The sequence below is a fragment of the Alteromonas macleodii genome, assembly GCF_903772925.1.
Taxonomy (GTDB): domain Bacteria; phylum Pseudomonadota; class Gammaproteobacteria; order Enterobacterales; family Alteromonadaceae; genus Alteromonas; species Alteromonas macleodii_A.
In genome coordinates, this window is sequence record NZ_LR812090.1 from 1,082,659 (window position 1) to 1,098,622 (window position 15,964).

General features: G+C 43.5%; 16 protein-coding genes. 10 read left to right on the forward strand and 6 right to left on the reverse strand.

Annotated elements, in window-relative coordinates; genetic code table 11:
- The first annotated feature begins 13 nt into the window (after window positions 1-13).
- From PCAR9_RS04675 to PCAR9_RS04685, 3 genes are read left to right on the forward strand one after another with little or no spacing between them, the layout of a single operon-like run.
- Window positions 14-2,173 (forward strand): type I secretion system permease/ATPase, encoded by a 2,160-nt coding sequence (locus PCAR9_RS04675; protein ID WP_232091117.1) that lies wholly within the window; start codon window positions 14-16, stop codon window positions 2,171-2,173.
- Complete coding sequence (locus tag PCAR9_RS04680; RefSeq protein WP_179982616.1) at window positions 2,170-3,537, forward strand: HlyD family type I secretion periplasmic adaptor subunit; 1,368 nt, start codon at window positions 2,170-2,172, stop codon at window positions 3,535-3,537. Before PCAR9_RS04675 ends, PCAR9_RS04680 begins: the two co-directional genes overlap by 4 nt.
- Window positions 3,537-4,133 (forward strand): helix-turn-helix transcriptional regulator, encoded by a 597-nt coding sequence (locus PCAR9_RS04685; RefSeq protein WP_179982617.1) that lies wholly within the window; start codon window positions 3,537-3,539, stop codon window positions 4,131-4,133. Before PCAR9_RS04680 ends, PCAR9_RS04685 begins: the two co-directional genes overlap by 1 nt.
- Here the strand turns inward: PCAR9_RS04685 and PCAR9_RS04690 are convergent.
- The 3 genes from PCAR9_RS04690 to PCAR9_RS04700 all read right to left on the reverse strand — a co-directional run bounded on the left by PCAR9_RS04690 (window position 4,108) and on the right by PCAR9_RS04700 (window position 8,078).
- Window positions 4,108-6,042, reverse strand: coding sequence for a bifunctional diguanylate cyclase/phosphodiesterase (locus tag PCAR9_RS04690; RefSeq protein WP_179982618.1), 1,935 nt, complete (start codon window positions 6,040-6,042; stop codon window positions 4,108-4,110). The two genes, PCAR9_RS04685 and PCAR9_RS04690, sit on opposite strands and share 26 nt — an antisense overlap.
- A 6-nt stretch (window positions 6,043-6,048) precedes the next feature.
- Window positions 6,049-6,729, reverse strand: coding sequence for a transglutaminase-like cysteine peptidase (locus PCAR9_RS04695; RefSeq protein ID WP_179982619.1), 681 nt, complete (start codon window positions 6,727-6,729; stop codon window positions 6,049-6,051).
- Between the two features lie 167 nt (window positions 6,730-6,896).
- Window positions 6,897-8,078, reverse strand: a complete 1,182-nt coding sequence (locus PCAR9_RS04700; protein ID WP_179982620.1) for a flagellar assembly protein T N-terminal domain-containing protein — start codon at window positions 8,076-8,078, stop codon at window positions 6,897-6,899.
- 333 nt (window positions 8,079-8,411) lie between these two features.
- Between PCAR9_RS04700 and PCAR9_RS04705 the strand changes: the two genes are divergently transcribed.
- A complete protein-coding gene (locus PCAR9_RS04705; RefSeq protein WP_232091118.1) occupies window positions 8,412-8,849 on the forward strand; it encodes an LPP20 family lipoprotein in 438 nt (145 codons plus the stop codon).
- A gap of 158 nt (window positions 8,850-9,007) precedes the next feature.
- Here PCAR9_RS04705 and flgN read toward each other — a convergent pair whose 3' ends face one another.
- The 3 genes from flgN to flgA form a co-directional block, all read right to left on the reverse strand.
- On the reverse strand, window positions 9,008-9,439 hold the full coding sequence (gene flgN / locus PCAR9_RS04710) for a flagellar export chaperone FlgN (RefSeq protein ID WP_179982622.1): 432 nt from the start codon (window positions 9,437-9,439) through the stop codon (window positions 9,008-9,010).
- Window positions 9,440-9,510: 71 nt separating this feature from the next.
- Window positions 9,511-9,840 (reverse strand): flagellar biosynthesis anti-sigma factor FlgM, encoded by a 330-nt coding sequence (gene flgM / locus PCAR9_RS04715; protein WP_179982623.1) that lies wholly within the window; start codon window positions 9,838-9,840, stop codon window positions 9,511-9,513.
- A gap of 102 nt (window positions 9,841-9,942) precedes the next feature.
- Window positions 9,943-10,674, reverse strand: coding sequence for a flagellar basal body P-ring formation chaperone FlgA (gene flgA, locus PCAR9_RS04720; protein ID WP_232091119.1), 732 nt, complete (start codon window positions 10,672-10,674; stop codon window positions 9,943-9,945).
- Between the two features lie 270 nt (window positions 10,675-10,944).
- Between flgA and PCAR9_RS04725 the strand changes: the two genes are divergently transcribed.
- From PCAR9_RS04725 to flgE, 6 genes are all read left to right on the forward strand, one after another.
- Window positions 10,945-11,874: a chemotaxis protein CheV gene (locus tag PCAR9_RS04725; protein WP_179982624.1), complete on the forward strand. Its 930-nt coding sequence runs from the start codon at window positions 10,945-10,947 to the stop codon at window positions 11,872-11,874.
- Window positions 11,875-11,889: 15 nt separating this feature from the next.
- On the forward strand, window positions 11,890-12,720 hold the full coding sequence (locus PCAR9_RS04730; protein ID WP_179982625.1) for a CheR family methyltransferase: 831 nt from the start codon (window positions 11,890-11,892) through the stop codon (window positions 12,718-12,720).
- A 203-nt stretch (window positions 12,721-12,923) separates the two neighbouring features.
- Window positions 12,924-13,358, forward strand: coding sequence for a flagellar basal body rod protein FlgB (gene flgB / locus PCAR9_RS04735; RefSeq protein WP_179982626.1), 435 nt, complete (start codon window positions 12,924-12,926; stop codon window positions 13,356-13,358).
- 2 nt (window positions 13,359-13,360) lie between these two features.
- The gene (gene flgC / locus PCAR9_RS04740) at window positions 13,361-13,783 is read left to right on the forward strand and encodes a flagellar basal body rod protein FlgC (protein ID WP_179982627.1); all 423 of its coding nucleotides are present in this window, start codon (window positions 13,361-13,363) and stop codon (window positions 13,781-13,783) included.
- 31 nt (window positions 13,784-13,814) lie between these two features.
- Window positions 13,815-14,501 carry a flagellar hook assembly protein FlgD gene (flgD, locus tag PCAR9_RS04745; RefSeq protein WP_179982628.1) on the forward strand — a complete coding sequence of 229 codons (687 nt, stop codon included), beginning with the start codon at window positions 13,815-13,817 and terminating at the stop codon, window positions 14,499-14,501.
- Window positions 14,502-14,515: 14 nt separating this feature from the next.
- A complete protein-coding gene (gene flgE / locus PCAR9_RS04750) occupies window positions 14,516-15,901 on the forward strand; it encodes a flagellar hook protein FlgE (RefSeq protein WP_179982629.1) in 1,386 nt (461 codons plus the stop codon).
- Window positions 15,902-15,964 lie beyond the last annotated feature (63 nt).

Here is a 15,964-nt window from a genome sequence, read left to right on the forward strand (position 1 = left end):
GTGGTAGACCTATATGAAGGAAAAAAAGGTCGACAGCGACATATCATATCTTGAGAAACAAGGTGGCGTATTGATGGATTGTTTAATAACAATCTGCCATGCCCACCATTTGGATGTATCTCGAGTTAGCCTGCTTAGCGGACTGCCCTTAGACCACGGTGAGTTGTCTCCTACGGGGTTTGAACGCGCAGCAAAACGAGCAGGGCTCGCCAGTAGAACAGTAAAACGCGATTTCGACCATATCAATACAGCAATATTACCCGCTGTTTTAGTGTTAAGTGATAAGCAAGCTTGCGTATTACACGGGCTTGATAAAACGCATGCCAGAGTCTCATATCCGGAGCTAGATGACGCTGTGGTCGAAGTACCAAGAGATGAGCTAATTGCCAGCTATACAGGGTATGTCATTTTTGCTCGCCCCGAGATGAATGCACAAGAAACCAATGCGCAGATAGACAAGTCATCAGTAGGGCATTGGTTATGGTCGTCCATAAGAACGGCAAAAGGTTTATATCGCGACGTTCTTTTAGCGTCCGTTTTTATCAGTTTGCTTTCTATCGCATTACCCCTGTTCGTAATGAATGTTTACGACAGGGTAGTGCCAAATGCTGCGCTAGAAACCATGTGGGCACTAGCTATTGGCGTTTTACTTGTGCTAGCCGCAGATTTTTTATTGCGCATGCTTAGACAGTATTTTGTAGAGTTGGCGGCAAGTCGATTAGATGTCACGCTATCGGCGAAAATAATGGAAAAAGTGCTGTCTATAAATTTAGCGAGCAAACCTGCTAAAAGTGGCTCATTCATAAATAGCCTACAGTCTTTTGAAAGTATTCGGCAGTTTTTTGGTTCGGTCACCTTAGTGGCGTTGGTTGATTTACCCTTTGGCCTACTGTTTGTAGTCATTATCGCCATGATCGATTTTTATCTGATCATTCCAATACTTATTGGTGCTACTGCGCTTTTCCTATATGCGATGAAGGCGCAGCGGGTAATGCGCTCTTTGTCTGAAGAATCGATGGAAATTAGCTCTCGTAAAAGCTCCCTTGTAACTGAAAGCGTAACGTCGTTAGAAGACGTTAAAGCGTTTGGTTACCAAAGCAGAAATCAAAGTGCGTGGGAAAAGCAGACAATCTTCCTTGCCAAAGTCAACGCAAAACTTCGCTTAGTATCAATGTCGGTCAATAATGCAGCGCTCTGGATCCAGCAATCGGTGGGTGTGGTTATCATCCTCACTGGCGTTTACCTTATTATTGAGGGTGTGATTACACAAGGTGGTCTAATAGCCGCTTATTTACTATCAAGCCGAGCTATGGGGCCGGTTTCTCAGGCTGCCGCATTGCTTGCTCAATTCCATCACGCTGAAACCGCAAAGAATGCCCTTGATGACATTATGTCTCTGCCAAGTGAAACAGGTAGCAACAAACAGATTAAAAACAATGTCGTGCTAAAAGGGAATATTGACGCTAACCAGCTTTGCTTCAAGTATCCAGATGAAACCGTTCTCGCGCTAAAAGACATAAACTTCTCTATCAAGCAAGGAGAGCACGTTGCTATTTTGGGCAAAAACGGGTGCGGAAAGTCAACGTTAAACAAGCTTCTCATGGCTTTTTATCGCCCTGAATCGGGACAACTTTTATTGGATGGAATAGACCTTCAGCAGTATGACCCAACGCTGTTGCGTAAACAAATAGGCTATGTACCGCAAGATGTGAGCCTTTTTCACGGCTCATTAAAAGACAATATTTTGCCAGAGGATACACATATTGACGAGGCTGAGTTTTGGGAAGTCATTACCCAATGTGGGTTGGCAAAGTTAGTTAACGGAAGCGCCAGTGGCATAGAGCAAAATGTGGGCGAGCGCGGCTGCTTGCTGTCAGGTGGGCAGCGTCAGGCTGTGGCGATGGCAAGGGCCATAGTACGAGACCCTGCAATTTACATTATGGATGAACCAACTTCAGCCATGGATTCAACTAATGAAGCGCAGATGAAGGAAACGATTAAGGCGGCAACGGCAGGTAAAACTCTCATCATTAATACGCACAGAACCACATTACTAGACTTGGTAGAGCGGGTCATTGTTGTAGAAAACGGAAAAGTGATTGCCGATGGTAAAAAGGAAGAGGTACTCGTGCAGTTTAGACAACCCAGTCAAGTATTGAAGAGGGCGCCATGATTTTAAAAAGTGATGGTGAAAAAAAGGACTGGTTACAGCGGCTAATGCGAGGCTGGCTTGCGCCGCCCCCAGGTCAAGATTGGGTGTTAGAAGCGGAATGGTCGCGCATTATGCAAACGCCGGTAAAAGCCCGTGGCCTGCTCTATGTCGTATTAATAGTACTGTTTTTGTTAGTGGTGTGGTCTTATTTCGCCGAGATTGATGAAGTTGCCAAAGGTGATGGGAAAGTTATTCCGTCACAGCAGCTGCAGGTGCTTCAGTCATACGATGGCGGGATAGTACAGGAAATCTTAGTACGAGAAGGACAAACCGTTGAGAGAGGCCAGGTGTTATTAAAAGTTGATCCAACGCGCTTTTTGTCCAGTTTAGAGGAAAATACTACTCAGTTTGCAGCACTTGCCGCTAAGGTTCAGCGCCTGTCTGCGCTTACCCAGGACGAGGTGTTGCGGTTTAATAGAGAGCTTCAAGAAGAAGCGCCTACCATCGTTGATAATGAGCGAAAACTCTATAACTCGAATTTAGCTGAGCTTGATGAAATTGCGGCGGGTTCTGATTCGCGTATCTTACAGCGCCGACAAGATGTTGAAGAAGAGCGAGCTAATCTATCCCAATATCAAAATGTGCTGACGCTTTCTAAAAAAGAGCTGGCGGTGACTAAACCATTGTTAGCATCTGGAGCTGTGTCGGAAATCGAAATTCTTCGATTAGAGCGTCAAATCGTCGAACTTGAAGGCAATATCACCAAATCTAAAGTTGCAATAGAGCGTGGGTTAAATGCTATTGAAGAAGAAATTATTAAGAAGGAAGAAGCCCGCCTCAAGCTAGTCAATCGATGGAATCAAGAGTTGACCGAGGCTACCGCCGAAATGGCGACGTTACAGCAGTCTCAAACGAGTTTAGAAGATGTTGTGTCGCAAGCTGACTTGCGTTCGCCTATCAATGGAACGGTTCAACGGCTACTTATCAACACGGTTGGCGGCGTTATTACACCGGGTAGCGCCGTTGTCGAGCTAGTACCTCAAGACGACCAGCTCATTGTTGAGGCCAAAGTCTCACCGAAAGACATCGCTTTTATTAGAGAAGGGCAGCCGGCCATCCTGAAATTTAGTGCATACGATTTTACAATTTATGGTGGCATGTCGGCTGAAGTTCAGCACATTAGTGCAGACGCCATCACCAATGAAAAAGATGAAACCTACTACCTTGTCAGACTTGAAACAAAGCGAAGCATTGCAGATGAATCCTTAGATATTTTGCCCGGTATGATTGTGCAAGTAGATATTTTAACGGGTAAGAAAACGGTTCTTAACTACATTTTATCGCCCTTATTTAATGTTACAGCCTCTGCGCTGAGGGAGCGTTAATGAGACATTTTATTGCAGAAAAAGACTTACAAGGGGCGCTTACTCAATACTCTTGGTCTAGTTATAGTAGTGTCAATGAATTAAAGTGCGATAGTAGTGACTGCGTATGGATTATGGCAAGTGATAAAAGCTGGCGTCAGTTACTGATTGAGGCAAAACAGAAAGTCGATAACCTTGTTTTACTTACGTACAAATATGACCGCCTAGAGATGCAAACAGCATTAATGTTAGGTGCTAGAGCATATTGCCATGCGCTTGGGACACAATCTTTACTGTCTTCTGTAGCCCGAGTTATAGAAGCTGGCGGCATGTGGTTGCCCAACGAATTATTAACAGTGACTACATCAAATGTCGCTGCTAATTTACAGACGAAGCGGAATCTACCTGTGCTGCGAGAGCTAACCAACCGAGAAAAAGATGTATTAAACGGTATTTTGGAAGGGTTAAGCAACAAGGAGATAGCACGAGAACACGGTATTACCGAGCGTACCGTTAAAGAATATGTTGGTACGCTCCTTCACAAGTTTGAAGCGAAAGACAGGATAAGCTTATTGCTTCGTATAGGTGAGTTTAGTCATCTAAAAGATGCTCTATAACTTCAATATGTGAAACCACACCATCTATCCCTAATTCAATAAATAGCTCTTGGTGATCTGAGCGCTTAACCCCGTCTGCATAAACTTTTATACCAAAAGTATGCGCAAGAGAGCAGAACCCACGTATGAAGGCGTGATTGGCAGGATTGAAATCGATATCTGCCATAAACGCCGAATCGATTTTCACATAATCTAATCCCATTTCCTGAACGTTTAAAAGTTGCGAGAAGGATTCTCCAACTCGTTTCAAGCCTACTTCGCAATCTTTGGCTTTTAACGTTGTGCAAAAATCTCTAAATTCATCAGGGAAGCGTGTAGCGGTAGATTCTCGCACCTCAAGACACAATTGCTTAGCCGCTTTTTCATTAGTTCCAATTTGATAATAAAGTTGAGCAAGAATTTCTGGATTCAGCATGAACTGTTCAGAACAGAGAAACGCGAATTTTGAGTTTGTTTTAGTGTTATTAATATAGTTGATGAGGCTAGTAATCGTTGTTAGCTCTACTTGGGGTAAAAGCCCTAAATAGCGCGCCCAATGGGTATAATAGCCACTTTTCCTTAGTTCGCCATCTATCGTTACTCCAGCCCAACTCTGATAGTGAACCAAGTTGCGGTCAATATCTAAAACCGGGAAGTTAAAGGTTTCTACACCACATTCGTCAATCGTATTTTGTAGCTCTTTTTCCCAACGCTTTTGCTCTACCAAGCTAATAAATTCTTTGAGGGTTGACTCGATAAAGGGTTCATCCATATCTAACATTTCTGCTTCATCAATCATCGCATCTGCGCGCATTAGTAAAGCAGAGAAACTATCGTCTGGGCGAAGTTTAACAACAGACTGAAACACCTTCGGATCACCTACGTCGCTAAACGCGCTTAAACAGGCGCCATGAACTGCTTCTGAAATAGCAACAGCATCATGGGTTTCAGTAAGTAAAATAGCAAACTCGTTTTTTTGCATTCTAGCTATACGGCTGTCAGTAAACTGATGATGATGTAGTGAAAGGCAGTCGTTAATTTCCTCAACAAAATCGCGTATACGTTTTTTTCTGATATTCGCAGGTGAGCGTAAAAAGCCTTCGCCTTCGGTGAACCTCACAAAGAAAAGGCAGTTCACGCCTTCGGTGTCTCTAAAAGCGAGCTGCCCTTTCAAGATTGAAATGAAGTAATCTCTGTTAGCAACGCCAGACTCGTCATCAAACTGCGTTTTGTAGCGCATAAGATCAAGGCGTGTGTTTTCTTCATCCATGATCTTTCTAGAGTTAGTAGCAAGAAAGTTCATAGCGCGCACTACGCGCTTAAGTTCTAATGTACGAGGCTCTTTTAGCTGGATAAATTGCATTTGCTGAAATGATTCAGCCTGGCGCACAACACTGTCTAAAGGCCTTATAATATAGCGCAGTGCCCAGCCCCCTAAAAAGCCTGAAAATATGCCGACCAGTGATAAACCAAAAATAAGTCGTTTAGTGGCGCGCCACATTGATGCAACGGCAAAGCTGGTATCTGTTTCGACATAAACCGTACCATATTGACCCCAACCCTCGCTTACTTGGGCGATACCGGGTTTCACAATAGGAGAAAAGTTATCTGAAAACCACTTTGGGGTATTTTCGTCCAACTGCACTTCATGAGTATATTCAGAAACAATTTCACCGTCAGATTTTTGAAGTACAATAGAGGCGTAGTGACCAATGTCGAATTGTGACATTATGAAGAGATCTAATGAAACAGGGTCTTTATCCAGTCCACTAAGTGTTAGGGCAAGCATGCTCGCGTTGTCTAGGTTTTTTGAATAAAGCTGCTCTTCTACATAGTGTTTGGTAGTTATTCCATGAATTGTGACACTACCTGCAATTGCAACAAGGACAACAACTGCTATGGCGAGCCATAATTCTCTTGTTATTGACATAGACTCCTAAGACCTTCTGCTAATCCCCTCCTGTTTCATGCGCTCAATAACATCACGCCACCTTGATAGCCTGCTGGTGGACGAAGAAACTTGTGCAGTTTTACCCGGCTGCCAAATACCCGAATCATTAAAACTGAAAACAGGAATTAAATCCGTCCGCTGAGAGCCTGGCAACACATTAGACACTAAGCTGTCGAGCACCAAAGGATCCGATGAAGGGGAATCATAGTATCCTAGTACCATATGTGCTTGTGTTACTCGGCTTCTACCAATTTTCGCTTTTACATAAATTAGGCGAAGTTTAGAACTATCGATACCTAAGTGTAGCAGAGCTACGTATTTTGCAATGGCATAATCCTCACAATCTCCGCGAGAATGGCCAAAAAGTTCAGAAGGCGTGGCCCAATAGTCTTTTTGTTTGAAAACGATATCGTCGGTTGCGTACTGGATATGCTCGTCAAAGAAAGCGTTTACACCGATAAGCTGCTCTTTAACTGCCTTATTTTCAAGGTCGTGAAGTTTAGTTTCTAACGCACTGACATGTAAGGCTTTGTCAGCGCCAAAATTATTTTTAACTTCCTGTTCGAGCTTTGGAAACTCGATAACATAGTGATCCCTCAGTTGTTGTCCAGCCAGTAGCAAGGCTACTAATGCTAAGCAGTGTGACGCAAACAGAGAAAGGGTCATATTTTTATTATGTAGGTCATACTAAAGTATAAGAGAGAGTACTTGTCTCTATCTGAAGTTTAAGTATTGGATACTATACGTAGTTATAGGTATAACACGGGTATGTTGATATTCCAACCCTGTTCCCCCAACGTCAGTGACTTACATTTGATAAAGTGAAAGCTAATTTACTTCTTAACTACAAAATCGTTTTCCTGAATATTCGCAGTAATTCCCGACGTAGCGTTGACTATCACAGACGAATTGCCATATGCACTATCAACAATAAATGTACCGGGGTAGAGCGTATATTGAAGATATCTTCTACCTCGATTATCGACCACCTCCTTGGCTTGATAAAGGTATAGTTCATCTTTTTCAGATATGCCATTATCTCGTCCAAGAGATACCGAAATTTTATTGTTCGCAATGCTGATCACTCGCCCCGTAACAGGTTGGCAAGCTGTTGCTTCTTTAATATCTTCTATCAATTGACTTATTAACGTATCAATTGCTTGGCCGTAGCGTGATTGCCAGAAGGTTGACGAAAATTCGTCAACGTCTTCAAACCTATCGAACGCCCATTCCTCATTAGTATCGTAAGAGGAACTGAACAGAAGACCGCCGTTTATCCCGTCATAAACTTGTACAGACATTGCGAACGCACGATATGAAGTGTCGCTTCGCCAAGGTGTAAATACAGATACTTCTTTTTGCGCAACACTTAAATCATCAATAACCCCGATAATGACAAATTGCGTGTTACTTTGATCTGATAGAGTACGTACGTTTTTGTCGGTATAACGGCTATCAAACTTTGCAGTATGGGGAGCAACGTAAGTAAGGCTCAGATTATCTGTCTGTTCTTGCATTGCCTTAGCTAATCGCTGTGTAAACGCCTTATCAAATTGCGGAATATTTCCTTGGGTCAGCTGTGCTCTGTTTCTTATCCTAAAGTGAGTAGTGGCAAAGTGTTTTTCGTCCCGCTGCGCTGAACATACTTCTCCTCTAGGAAAAATGTCTGCACGTACACTAACTGTGACTACATCACCGTTATAAGTTTCACTCACGAGCTCTAATTGCTCGACTTCGCCTGTCGAACGGATCGTCATTTCTTCGTTTTTCAGAAGCCCATTAGTGAGCTTGGCTACACTTTGCACTGACGCCCCAGCAAATAACATCGCTTGTTTGAGCGCATCCTGTGTCGCTGCGCGTTTTGCTGCTTCCTTGTTACCGTTCATTACCACAGCCTGTCCTGTGGCTTCATACCAAACGGCATGGGCTTGCCCAGCCATTAGGCCAAGTAGGCAAACAGCGGCCATCGCTCTACTTAAACATGCCATTAGCGTTGTTTTGCTTGCTTGTCGCACGTGACACCTCTGCGGTTGTTTAGTTATTGCGGTTAAATAATGTCGTAACCTTTGCGAGAACTATGCGAAAAAAGTGCCAATTAAAGGAGGAAGTTATTTTTAAAAACAAACGGGCGCATATATTGCTTACTTCCTTCGTACCAGGGTATATGACTGCAAACTGTCGTTATGGAATCTGATGTTATTCATAACGCTTTGTTGAAATGTTATTAGCCTATAAAGGCTATAAAGGTAAATATTTAGGCGTCACTAACTCGTCATTGATGCACAAAGAGGTTTTAAATTATGTGGTTGAGTGGACTAAAAAATTCGAGATTACTTTTGCGGTCTTCCATGTTTGGCCTAGCAATCTCTTTGAGTGGTTGTGGCATTATTGATAAACACGTCGAATGGGAAACCGTTGAGCCTGAAACTTACCCTGTTTTAAAGGCGATTGGTTACGCACCGATTTCATCGCAAAAAGGCGAGTCTGACAGTATGAAGCTAATAATGGCGATGAAAGCGTCAAAATTAGATGCATACCGCGAGTTGACCGAGCAGGTATACGGTCAAAAAATAGAAGGTAATCAGTCTGTATCACGCCTTGTAGTTGACAGTGAAACGTTACGCGCGTCTGTTGAGGGAGTAATTAGAGGCGCCGAGGTTGTTAAGACTTATCCCGTGGGTGAGGATACCTACGTTACGGAGCTTTCTTTAGATATGCAGCAAGTCTACGATATTTATTTGTCGACGGCTAAGCCGCGCCGAGTGAAAGATGTAAAGTATTACTAGGAAATAAGTTAAAGGCGGTTCGCGCTAATTACTTTGCAGTGGGATGCTAGAAAATACGTGATAATAGAGTGAACTTAGCTGTCTATGTAGTCAATGCACTGAGCGGTGAATGTACTGCGTGGTTAATGCTCTGCGACGATACAAAACTATTTAAAAGCCTAAGCACTCACTCCAGAGCCTAAAGTTCCGCCTTTCGGCTTACCTTTCTTGTCATAAGTGAGTGATTCTTTTGCTCGAACTTCCATCATCAAATTCCGCAAATGTGTGAGGCGTAGCTGTCCTTGCTCTACGGCTTTTTGATTAACCTGTGTTCGATATTTGCAATCTTCCAGAAGCTTCTTGGCGTCAGCCATTAATGCTTCATCGTCATCCGACATCGCATTTTCGTTGTCGATAGCATCTTCAATGCTTGCATCCAGCGATTGAATAGAACCCAGAAGGGCTGTTTTTTCGTCTAACAAATTCATCAAAGATTCAGCGTCACGCGAGCTAATGAGCTGCAGCTCTTTTTCAAGCAGTGACGCAAGTGAAGTCATTTGCTCCACTTGACGAGATAATGCTTGTGTTAACTGGCTTGCTTGTTCTGTCACTATACTTGTCTCATTGAACGTGTTTGATAAATTCTCGCTGATTTTTTAACACCAAACTATTTAGCACCAAATTATTTAGTTCCAAATATTTGGGATTCTAGTTTCGCGATTTTATTAGCAAGCACTTCAGGGTTAACCTTGTACTCACCACTTTGGATCGCTTTTTTAAGACGATCAACTTTTTCCTGATTCACTGGCGCCTCAGTCCCTTTTTTCTGAACTTGATTCAACTGCTGAGCAGATTGCGTCAGCGAAACGGAATCTTGTCTTGGCGCTTGTGCTGTTTGCGCAGACTGTGCTGAAGCCTGCTGTTGAGATTGTTGCGTCTGGTTCTGCTGCGCAACTTTCCCGTTATCAACGGGGGTTTTAGGTAACCCATTGTTTATATTGTTAATTGCCATAATCAGTCCTCACTACTTTTTGCCTCTAGTATGTATATCGGCCTTTTGGCAAATATCTTTAGCTAAATTGAGAACAAAATAGTAGATATTTATAGCCCACTTTTACAAGTGTATCACGACTTCTTCAGGGCTTGCGACTTTAGCAATAATGGCCTTCTGACTACTGGCATTTAAGACTTTTATGTTATCGCCAACCACACCATCTTGTTGCGCTATTCCTGCTGTCTTAACTTCCATTCCCGCAACCTCGGCGGTAATAGTGATTCTATCGCCTTTGCATACAAAGCATAGCATATTCGACTGTATCGCTTGACCATCGGTAACCCGGCGTTTCATTCTAGCGCCAATTAACGACTCTAGATCGGTGAATGCCGTGTAGCGTAGACGTCTCACGTCTACTTTTGCCTTCGTTAAATTTGATGAGGTTAATACAGTTCCAGGGCTAATTGCGCCCTGCGTAACAACAATTTCTTTCGTTCTCGTTACTTGGCCGCTGGTAAACAAATACCACTCATTATTTTTACAGCTTACTCGAACAGATATGTAAGATTGGTTCAGCGCTTCCTGTGACGCATTATATTGGAAACCGGTTGGACAGTCTGGGATATTTATCCGATCGTCTATCTTCACAATATTCACATCAATGTTAGTATCCTGCGCATTATCGTTAAGTTGATTTATCAAGTACTGCTTGGCACCTTCTTCAACTTGTTCATGATTGGACGCCGCTGCATAGCAATGTTTACTTAGTAAGCTGATTAGCAAACCGACTACTAAACGGGTGAACGAGCGAGTGAATTCAGTACGCATTTTTTCGTTTATCTTTTTCATCATGACATTTCGTGTTTCAGTTTGCGATTAATTGACTATGCTTAGTGAAATCTATGTTTGTAAACAGCGGGTTTAACAACAATGCTTAGTTCTAGGTGTAAAAGCACACGCTTCAACATGACAAGATTTAACTGGCAGTATTGAAAGGTTAGTAATGCTTAAACAAACCTTAAGTGTCATTTTTCTGTCGTTTGACCTGCAAAAATTTAGTGATATTGTCTACTCTTATCATAAGAGGCAATGATCATGCCCAGTATTACTTAGAGGTGACCTATGTCGGGTATTTTAGATTCGGTAAACCAGCGAACGCAGCTTGTTGGGCAGAACCGCTTAGAGTTGTTGCTGTTTAGACTGAACGGCCGTCAGCGGTTTGGTATTAACGTGTTTAAAGTAAGAGAGGTGTTGCAGTGTCCTCCGCTTACGGCTATGCCAAAATTAAACCCATTGGTTCGTGGGGTAGCACACATTCGTGGCCAAACTATTTCGGTTATTGACCTAAGTATGGCTACACGTGGTCGTAAAATTGAAGACCTCTCTAATGCGTTTATCGTTATTGCCGAATACAACCGTTCGGTTCAAGGGTTCTTGGTTGGCGCTGTTGAGCGCATTATCAATACCAACTGGGATGCCATCATGCCGCCGCCACAGGGCACAGGGCGGGCCAGTTATCTTACGGCGGTTACTGAGGTAGAAAACGAACTCATTGAAATACTAGATGTAGAGAAAATTCTCAATGAGATCTCCCCGCTAAACGCTGAAGTTAGTGCTGACGTTGCCGAGGGGCTAACGACAGAGGGTCAAGAAAACAAAATTATCTTTATAGCGGATGACTCGGCGGTAGCGAGGAATCAGGTGAAAAAAGCGCTTACGTCATTAGGCCTTGAAATCGAGCTTGCTAAAAATGGTCTTGAAGCGCTTAATCGTCTTAAACAAATCGCTGAAGAGTATGGCGACGTAACCAACCGCGTTGGTGTGCTAGTTTCTGATATTGAAATGCCCGAAATGGATGGCTATACCTTGACTGCAGAAATTAAAAATACGCCGGAGCTTCAAAAACTTCACGTTGTTCTGCACACGTCATTAAGCGGGGTATTTAACCAAGCAATGGTACAAAAAGTTGGAGCGGACGACTTTATAGCGAAGTTTCACCCAGACGAATTAGCAACTGCTGTACAGAAGTGGCTAATGACCGAGTGCGAATAACGGAGCAGGAAAGGATTGGCTAATAAAGACGTTTCGCCCGCGAGCTACCAAAAGTTCAGAGAGTTTCTTGAAAAGCAATGCGGCATAGTTTTGGGTGAGAATAAACAATACCTCGTCCGCAGCCGTTTGGCTTCATTGCTTTTTAAACATAAGTACGAATCTGCAGATGAACTGATTGATGTTGTTGTTCGTGGTTTTGATCGCACTTTGTTACAAAGTGTTATCGACGCAATGACAACCAACGAAACCTTATGGTTTCGCGATAATTATCCCTTTGATCTTCTTTTAAAGGACCTATTGCCATCCTTATCTACTAAAAATCAGAAGGTTCGCATTTGGAGTGCTGCTTGCTCGTCGGGGCAAGAGCCTTATTCCATCGCAATGTCTGTGCTTGAGTACCAACGTCAACGTCCAGGCGCGTTGAGAGCGGGCGTTGAGATTGTGGCAACCGATTTATCATCAGAAATGCTGCAAAAATGTGAATCTGGCATTTATGACGAGCTCTCTCTTGCCAGAGGCTTATCTCCGCAGCGAAGACAAGCTTTTTTCCAACAAAATGAAAAAGGGCTTATGCAAGTGAAGCCTGAGGTTCGCCGTATGGTAAGCTTCAGAAGTTTGAACCTGCTTACGAGCTATGCTGCGCTTGGTCGGTTTGACATCGTTTTCTGCCGCAACGTATTAATTTATTTTTCGGCAGAAGTGAAACAGCGGATCCTGCAACAAATTGCCGGACAACTGCAGCCTAACGGCGTTCTATTTCTTGGCGCGTCAGAATCTATAAGTGCTGCCAGTGATATCTACAGCATGGTGAAGTGCCACCCTGGTCTTTACTACCAAAAAAAATGATCTAACTTATCGGCTTGATAAATAAAGTTTTTTAAAACTCAAGCCGATTTACTGACCTCTATACCTTCCGTCAAAATCCCATTGTGGCATCTGCCTTGCTAACTATTTAAACAAACGACAGTAAAACGGCAAAAGGTTAACGCTTATATTTCCGTTTAGCTTGTCTACACGAAACGTTTTTAAAGTATGTCAGAGGTCATGTTATGGCTATTAACCTAGATAAGCTGGTGGGCTTTCACGAGTCAGCACTAAAAATACGCACAGAGCGTATGGAGGTTATTTCGGGGAATCTAGCTAACGCAAATACGCCTGGTTACAAAGCCAGAGATATTGATTTTAACAAAGCCATGCAGTCTGCAATGAGTGAAGCATCTGGTGGCGCAACAAGTCGTGCTTCATCAGGATTAGTGCGGACAAATGAGCGTCATTTAGGCGGCAATCCTTCGTCTGTTGCGGCAAATTTTGACATGCAGTACCGCGTACCTACTCAACCTGATACTGGCGACGGTAATACGGTAGAAGTCCAAGCGGAAAGAAACAGATTTTTAGACAATGGATTGCGCTACCAAGCAAGCCTTGAATTTTTGAATGGGAAAATTAAAGGCATGAAAAAAGCACTTAGCTCAGGAGGTCAATAGTCATGAGTTTATTTAACGTAATGCAAATTTCGAGTACGGGTATGGAGGCAGAAAATGTCCGTCTTAATACCACGGCGAGTAATATTGCTAATGCAAACTCGGTAAGCAGCAGCTATGACGAAACCTATCGAGCTCGTCACCCTGTTTTCGCAACAGCATTACAAGACGCCATGCGGGATCACTCGAAGGGCGCAGGTGTTCAAGTAAAAGGGATAGTAGAAAGTGATGCTCCACTTCAGGTGGAGTATGCACCTAATAACCCAATGGCAGACGAAGAAGGCTATATCTATAAACCTAACGTCAACATTGTAGAAGAAATGGCGAATATGATGTCAGCGTCTAAAGCGTATGAAACAAACGTGCAGGTAGCGGACACCACCAAACGAATCTTCCGCCGCGTACTGCAGTTAGGTCAAGGGCAGTAACTTGCCGCTTGAATAATGTGAGGATTAATCAGTGAACACCATAAACAACACCGGCCTAAATACCGACCTGTACTGGCAGGAAGAAACTGTAAAAGTCGCCGATGGTACCGAGCAGCAGTTAACCCAAGAAGATTTCTTTTCAATGTTAACTGAACAGCTTGCAAATCAAGATCCTACGGCACCGGTTGATAACGATCAGATGGTGGCGCAGATGACGTCGTTTACGATGGCAGACGGCATCTCCCAGCTTAACGAGAAATTCGAATCGTTTGCGGCCTCAATGACATCGAACCAAGCTCTACAGGCATCGAGTCTCATCGGTCAAAACGTGTTAGTTCAAGGCAATGTCGGTTACATGGCGAATGAAGGGGAAGGCCTTTCAGGCGTTATTGTAAACGAGAAAACGGTTCAAAACATGACGATAAACATTGAGAACCAGTTTGGAGAAGTAATCAAAACCATTGATGCAGGTACACAAAGTGCGGGCAACATTGAGTTTGAATGGGATGGCAAAGATAAACATGGCAACCAGATGGAACCTGGTGAATATGTTATCAGCGCTACCGGCGAACTAAACGGTGAAGGTGTTCAGCTGAATACTGCCGTCAATCGTCATGTTGGAAGTGTCAGCTTGGCCGGCAGTGGTCAGGGCGTAATTTTGAATTTGGATGGTGATGTCAGTATCAATCTTGATGACGTCATCCAAATCGGCAGTTAGTAGGAGAATCAATAATGTCTTTTAATATTGCACTGAGTGGCGTATCGGCCGCACAAAAAGATTTGGATGTGACCGCCAACAACATCGCAAACGTTAATACAGTTGGCTTTAAAGAATCACGAGCTGAATTTGGCGACGTTTATGCGGCATCATTGCTGTCAGGTGGTAAAACGAAAGTGGGTGACGGTGTTCTTACCCAAGAAGTTGCACAGCAATTTTCTCAAGGTAGCCTTCAGTTTACGAATACATCGCTTGACCTTGCTATTACGGGTAACGGCTTTTTTGCTACCGTACCTGAAATTACGTCACGGGATTTCTCGTTCACTCGTGCCGGGCAGTTTAAGTTAGATAGTGATAACTTTGTGGTTAACAGTAACGGCGACAACCTTCTGGGTTTCCCAGTAAACTCTGACGGTACAAGTGCATCAGTTGCGCTAAGTACCACTGAGCCAGTGCGTATTCCTGATTCATCAGGTTCACCAGCGCAAACTTCAGAAGTCGATATTCGCATGAATTTACCGGCCGGCGATGCTGCGTTAGATCCGCAAGATTTTGACCCAGAAGATCCGTTAACGTACAACGCGGCGACGTCAGTTACTGTATATGATTCATTAGGTGACAGTCACGTAATGACTTATTACTTCATTAAAGATAATACAGTAGGCGTAGATAATGAATGGTATGTTGCTACCGCGATAGACGATACCCTAGTTGACATGACTGACTCGACAGGTGCCGATACCGACCCTACTACAGCAGTTAACTCGGTGGGCGGTAATACAGGTAATGCTGTAACCGCATCTAAACTTATTTTCTCTCAAGGTGGTGATTTCTCTGGTATGGAAACGCCAGATGGCTTACCAACGCTAGATTTTAAAATGCAAACTGAAGCGCTAGGTGCGGGTATCCTTGCAAATGGCTCTGATCCTACGCAGCAGATAAGCATAGATTTTAATCTTGATGTAAATAGCGCTACGCCTAATGAGCCGACTCAGTTCGCTTCTGCTTTTGAAGTAACGTCATTAGAGCAAGATGGTCTGCCAGTAGGCCGATTAACAGGTATCGATATCGGTCCTGATGGCCTAGTTCGCGCTACTTTCTCTAACGGAACCTCTGAGCCTATTGTTCGTGTTGCACTGGTGCGTTTTTCTAACGAACAAGGCCTAACACAAGAGAGCAGCACACAGTGGAAAGAAAGTATTCTTTCAGGTGAGGCTCTAGCGGGTGAAGCAACAACCGGTACCTTCGGTGAGATTAATTCATCAGCCCTTGAACAAGCCAACGTTAACCTGACCACCGAGCTAATCGACATGATCATTGCTCAGCGTAACTTCCAGGCTAACTCAAGAGCGCTCGAAGTTAACAACTCACTGAACCAGACTATTCTGAACATTCGATAGTTAAGGTAAAGCGCCGTCTATTAGAATATAAAAGCGGCAATACGTTGGCGTTCAAGCCCGCCA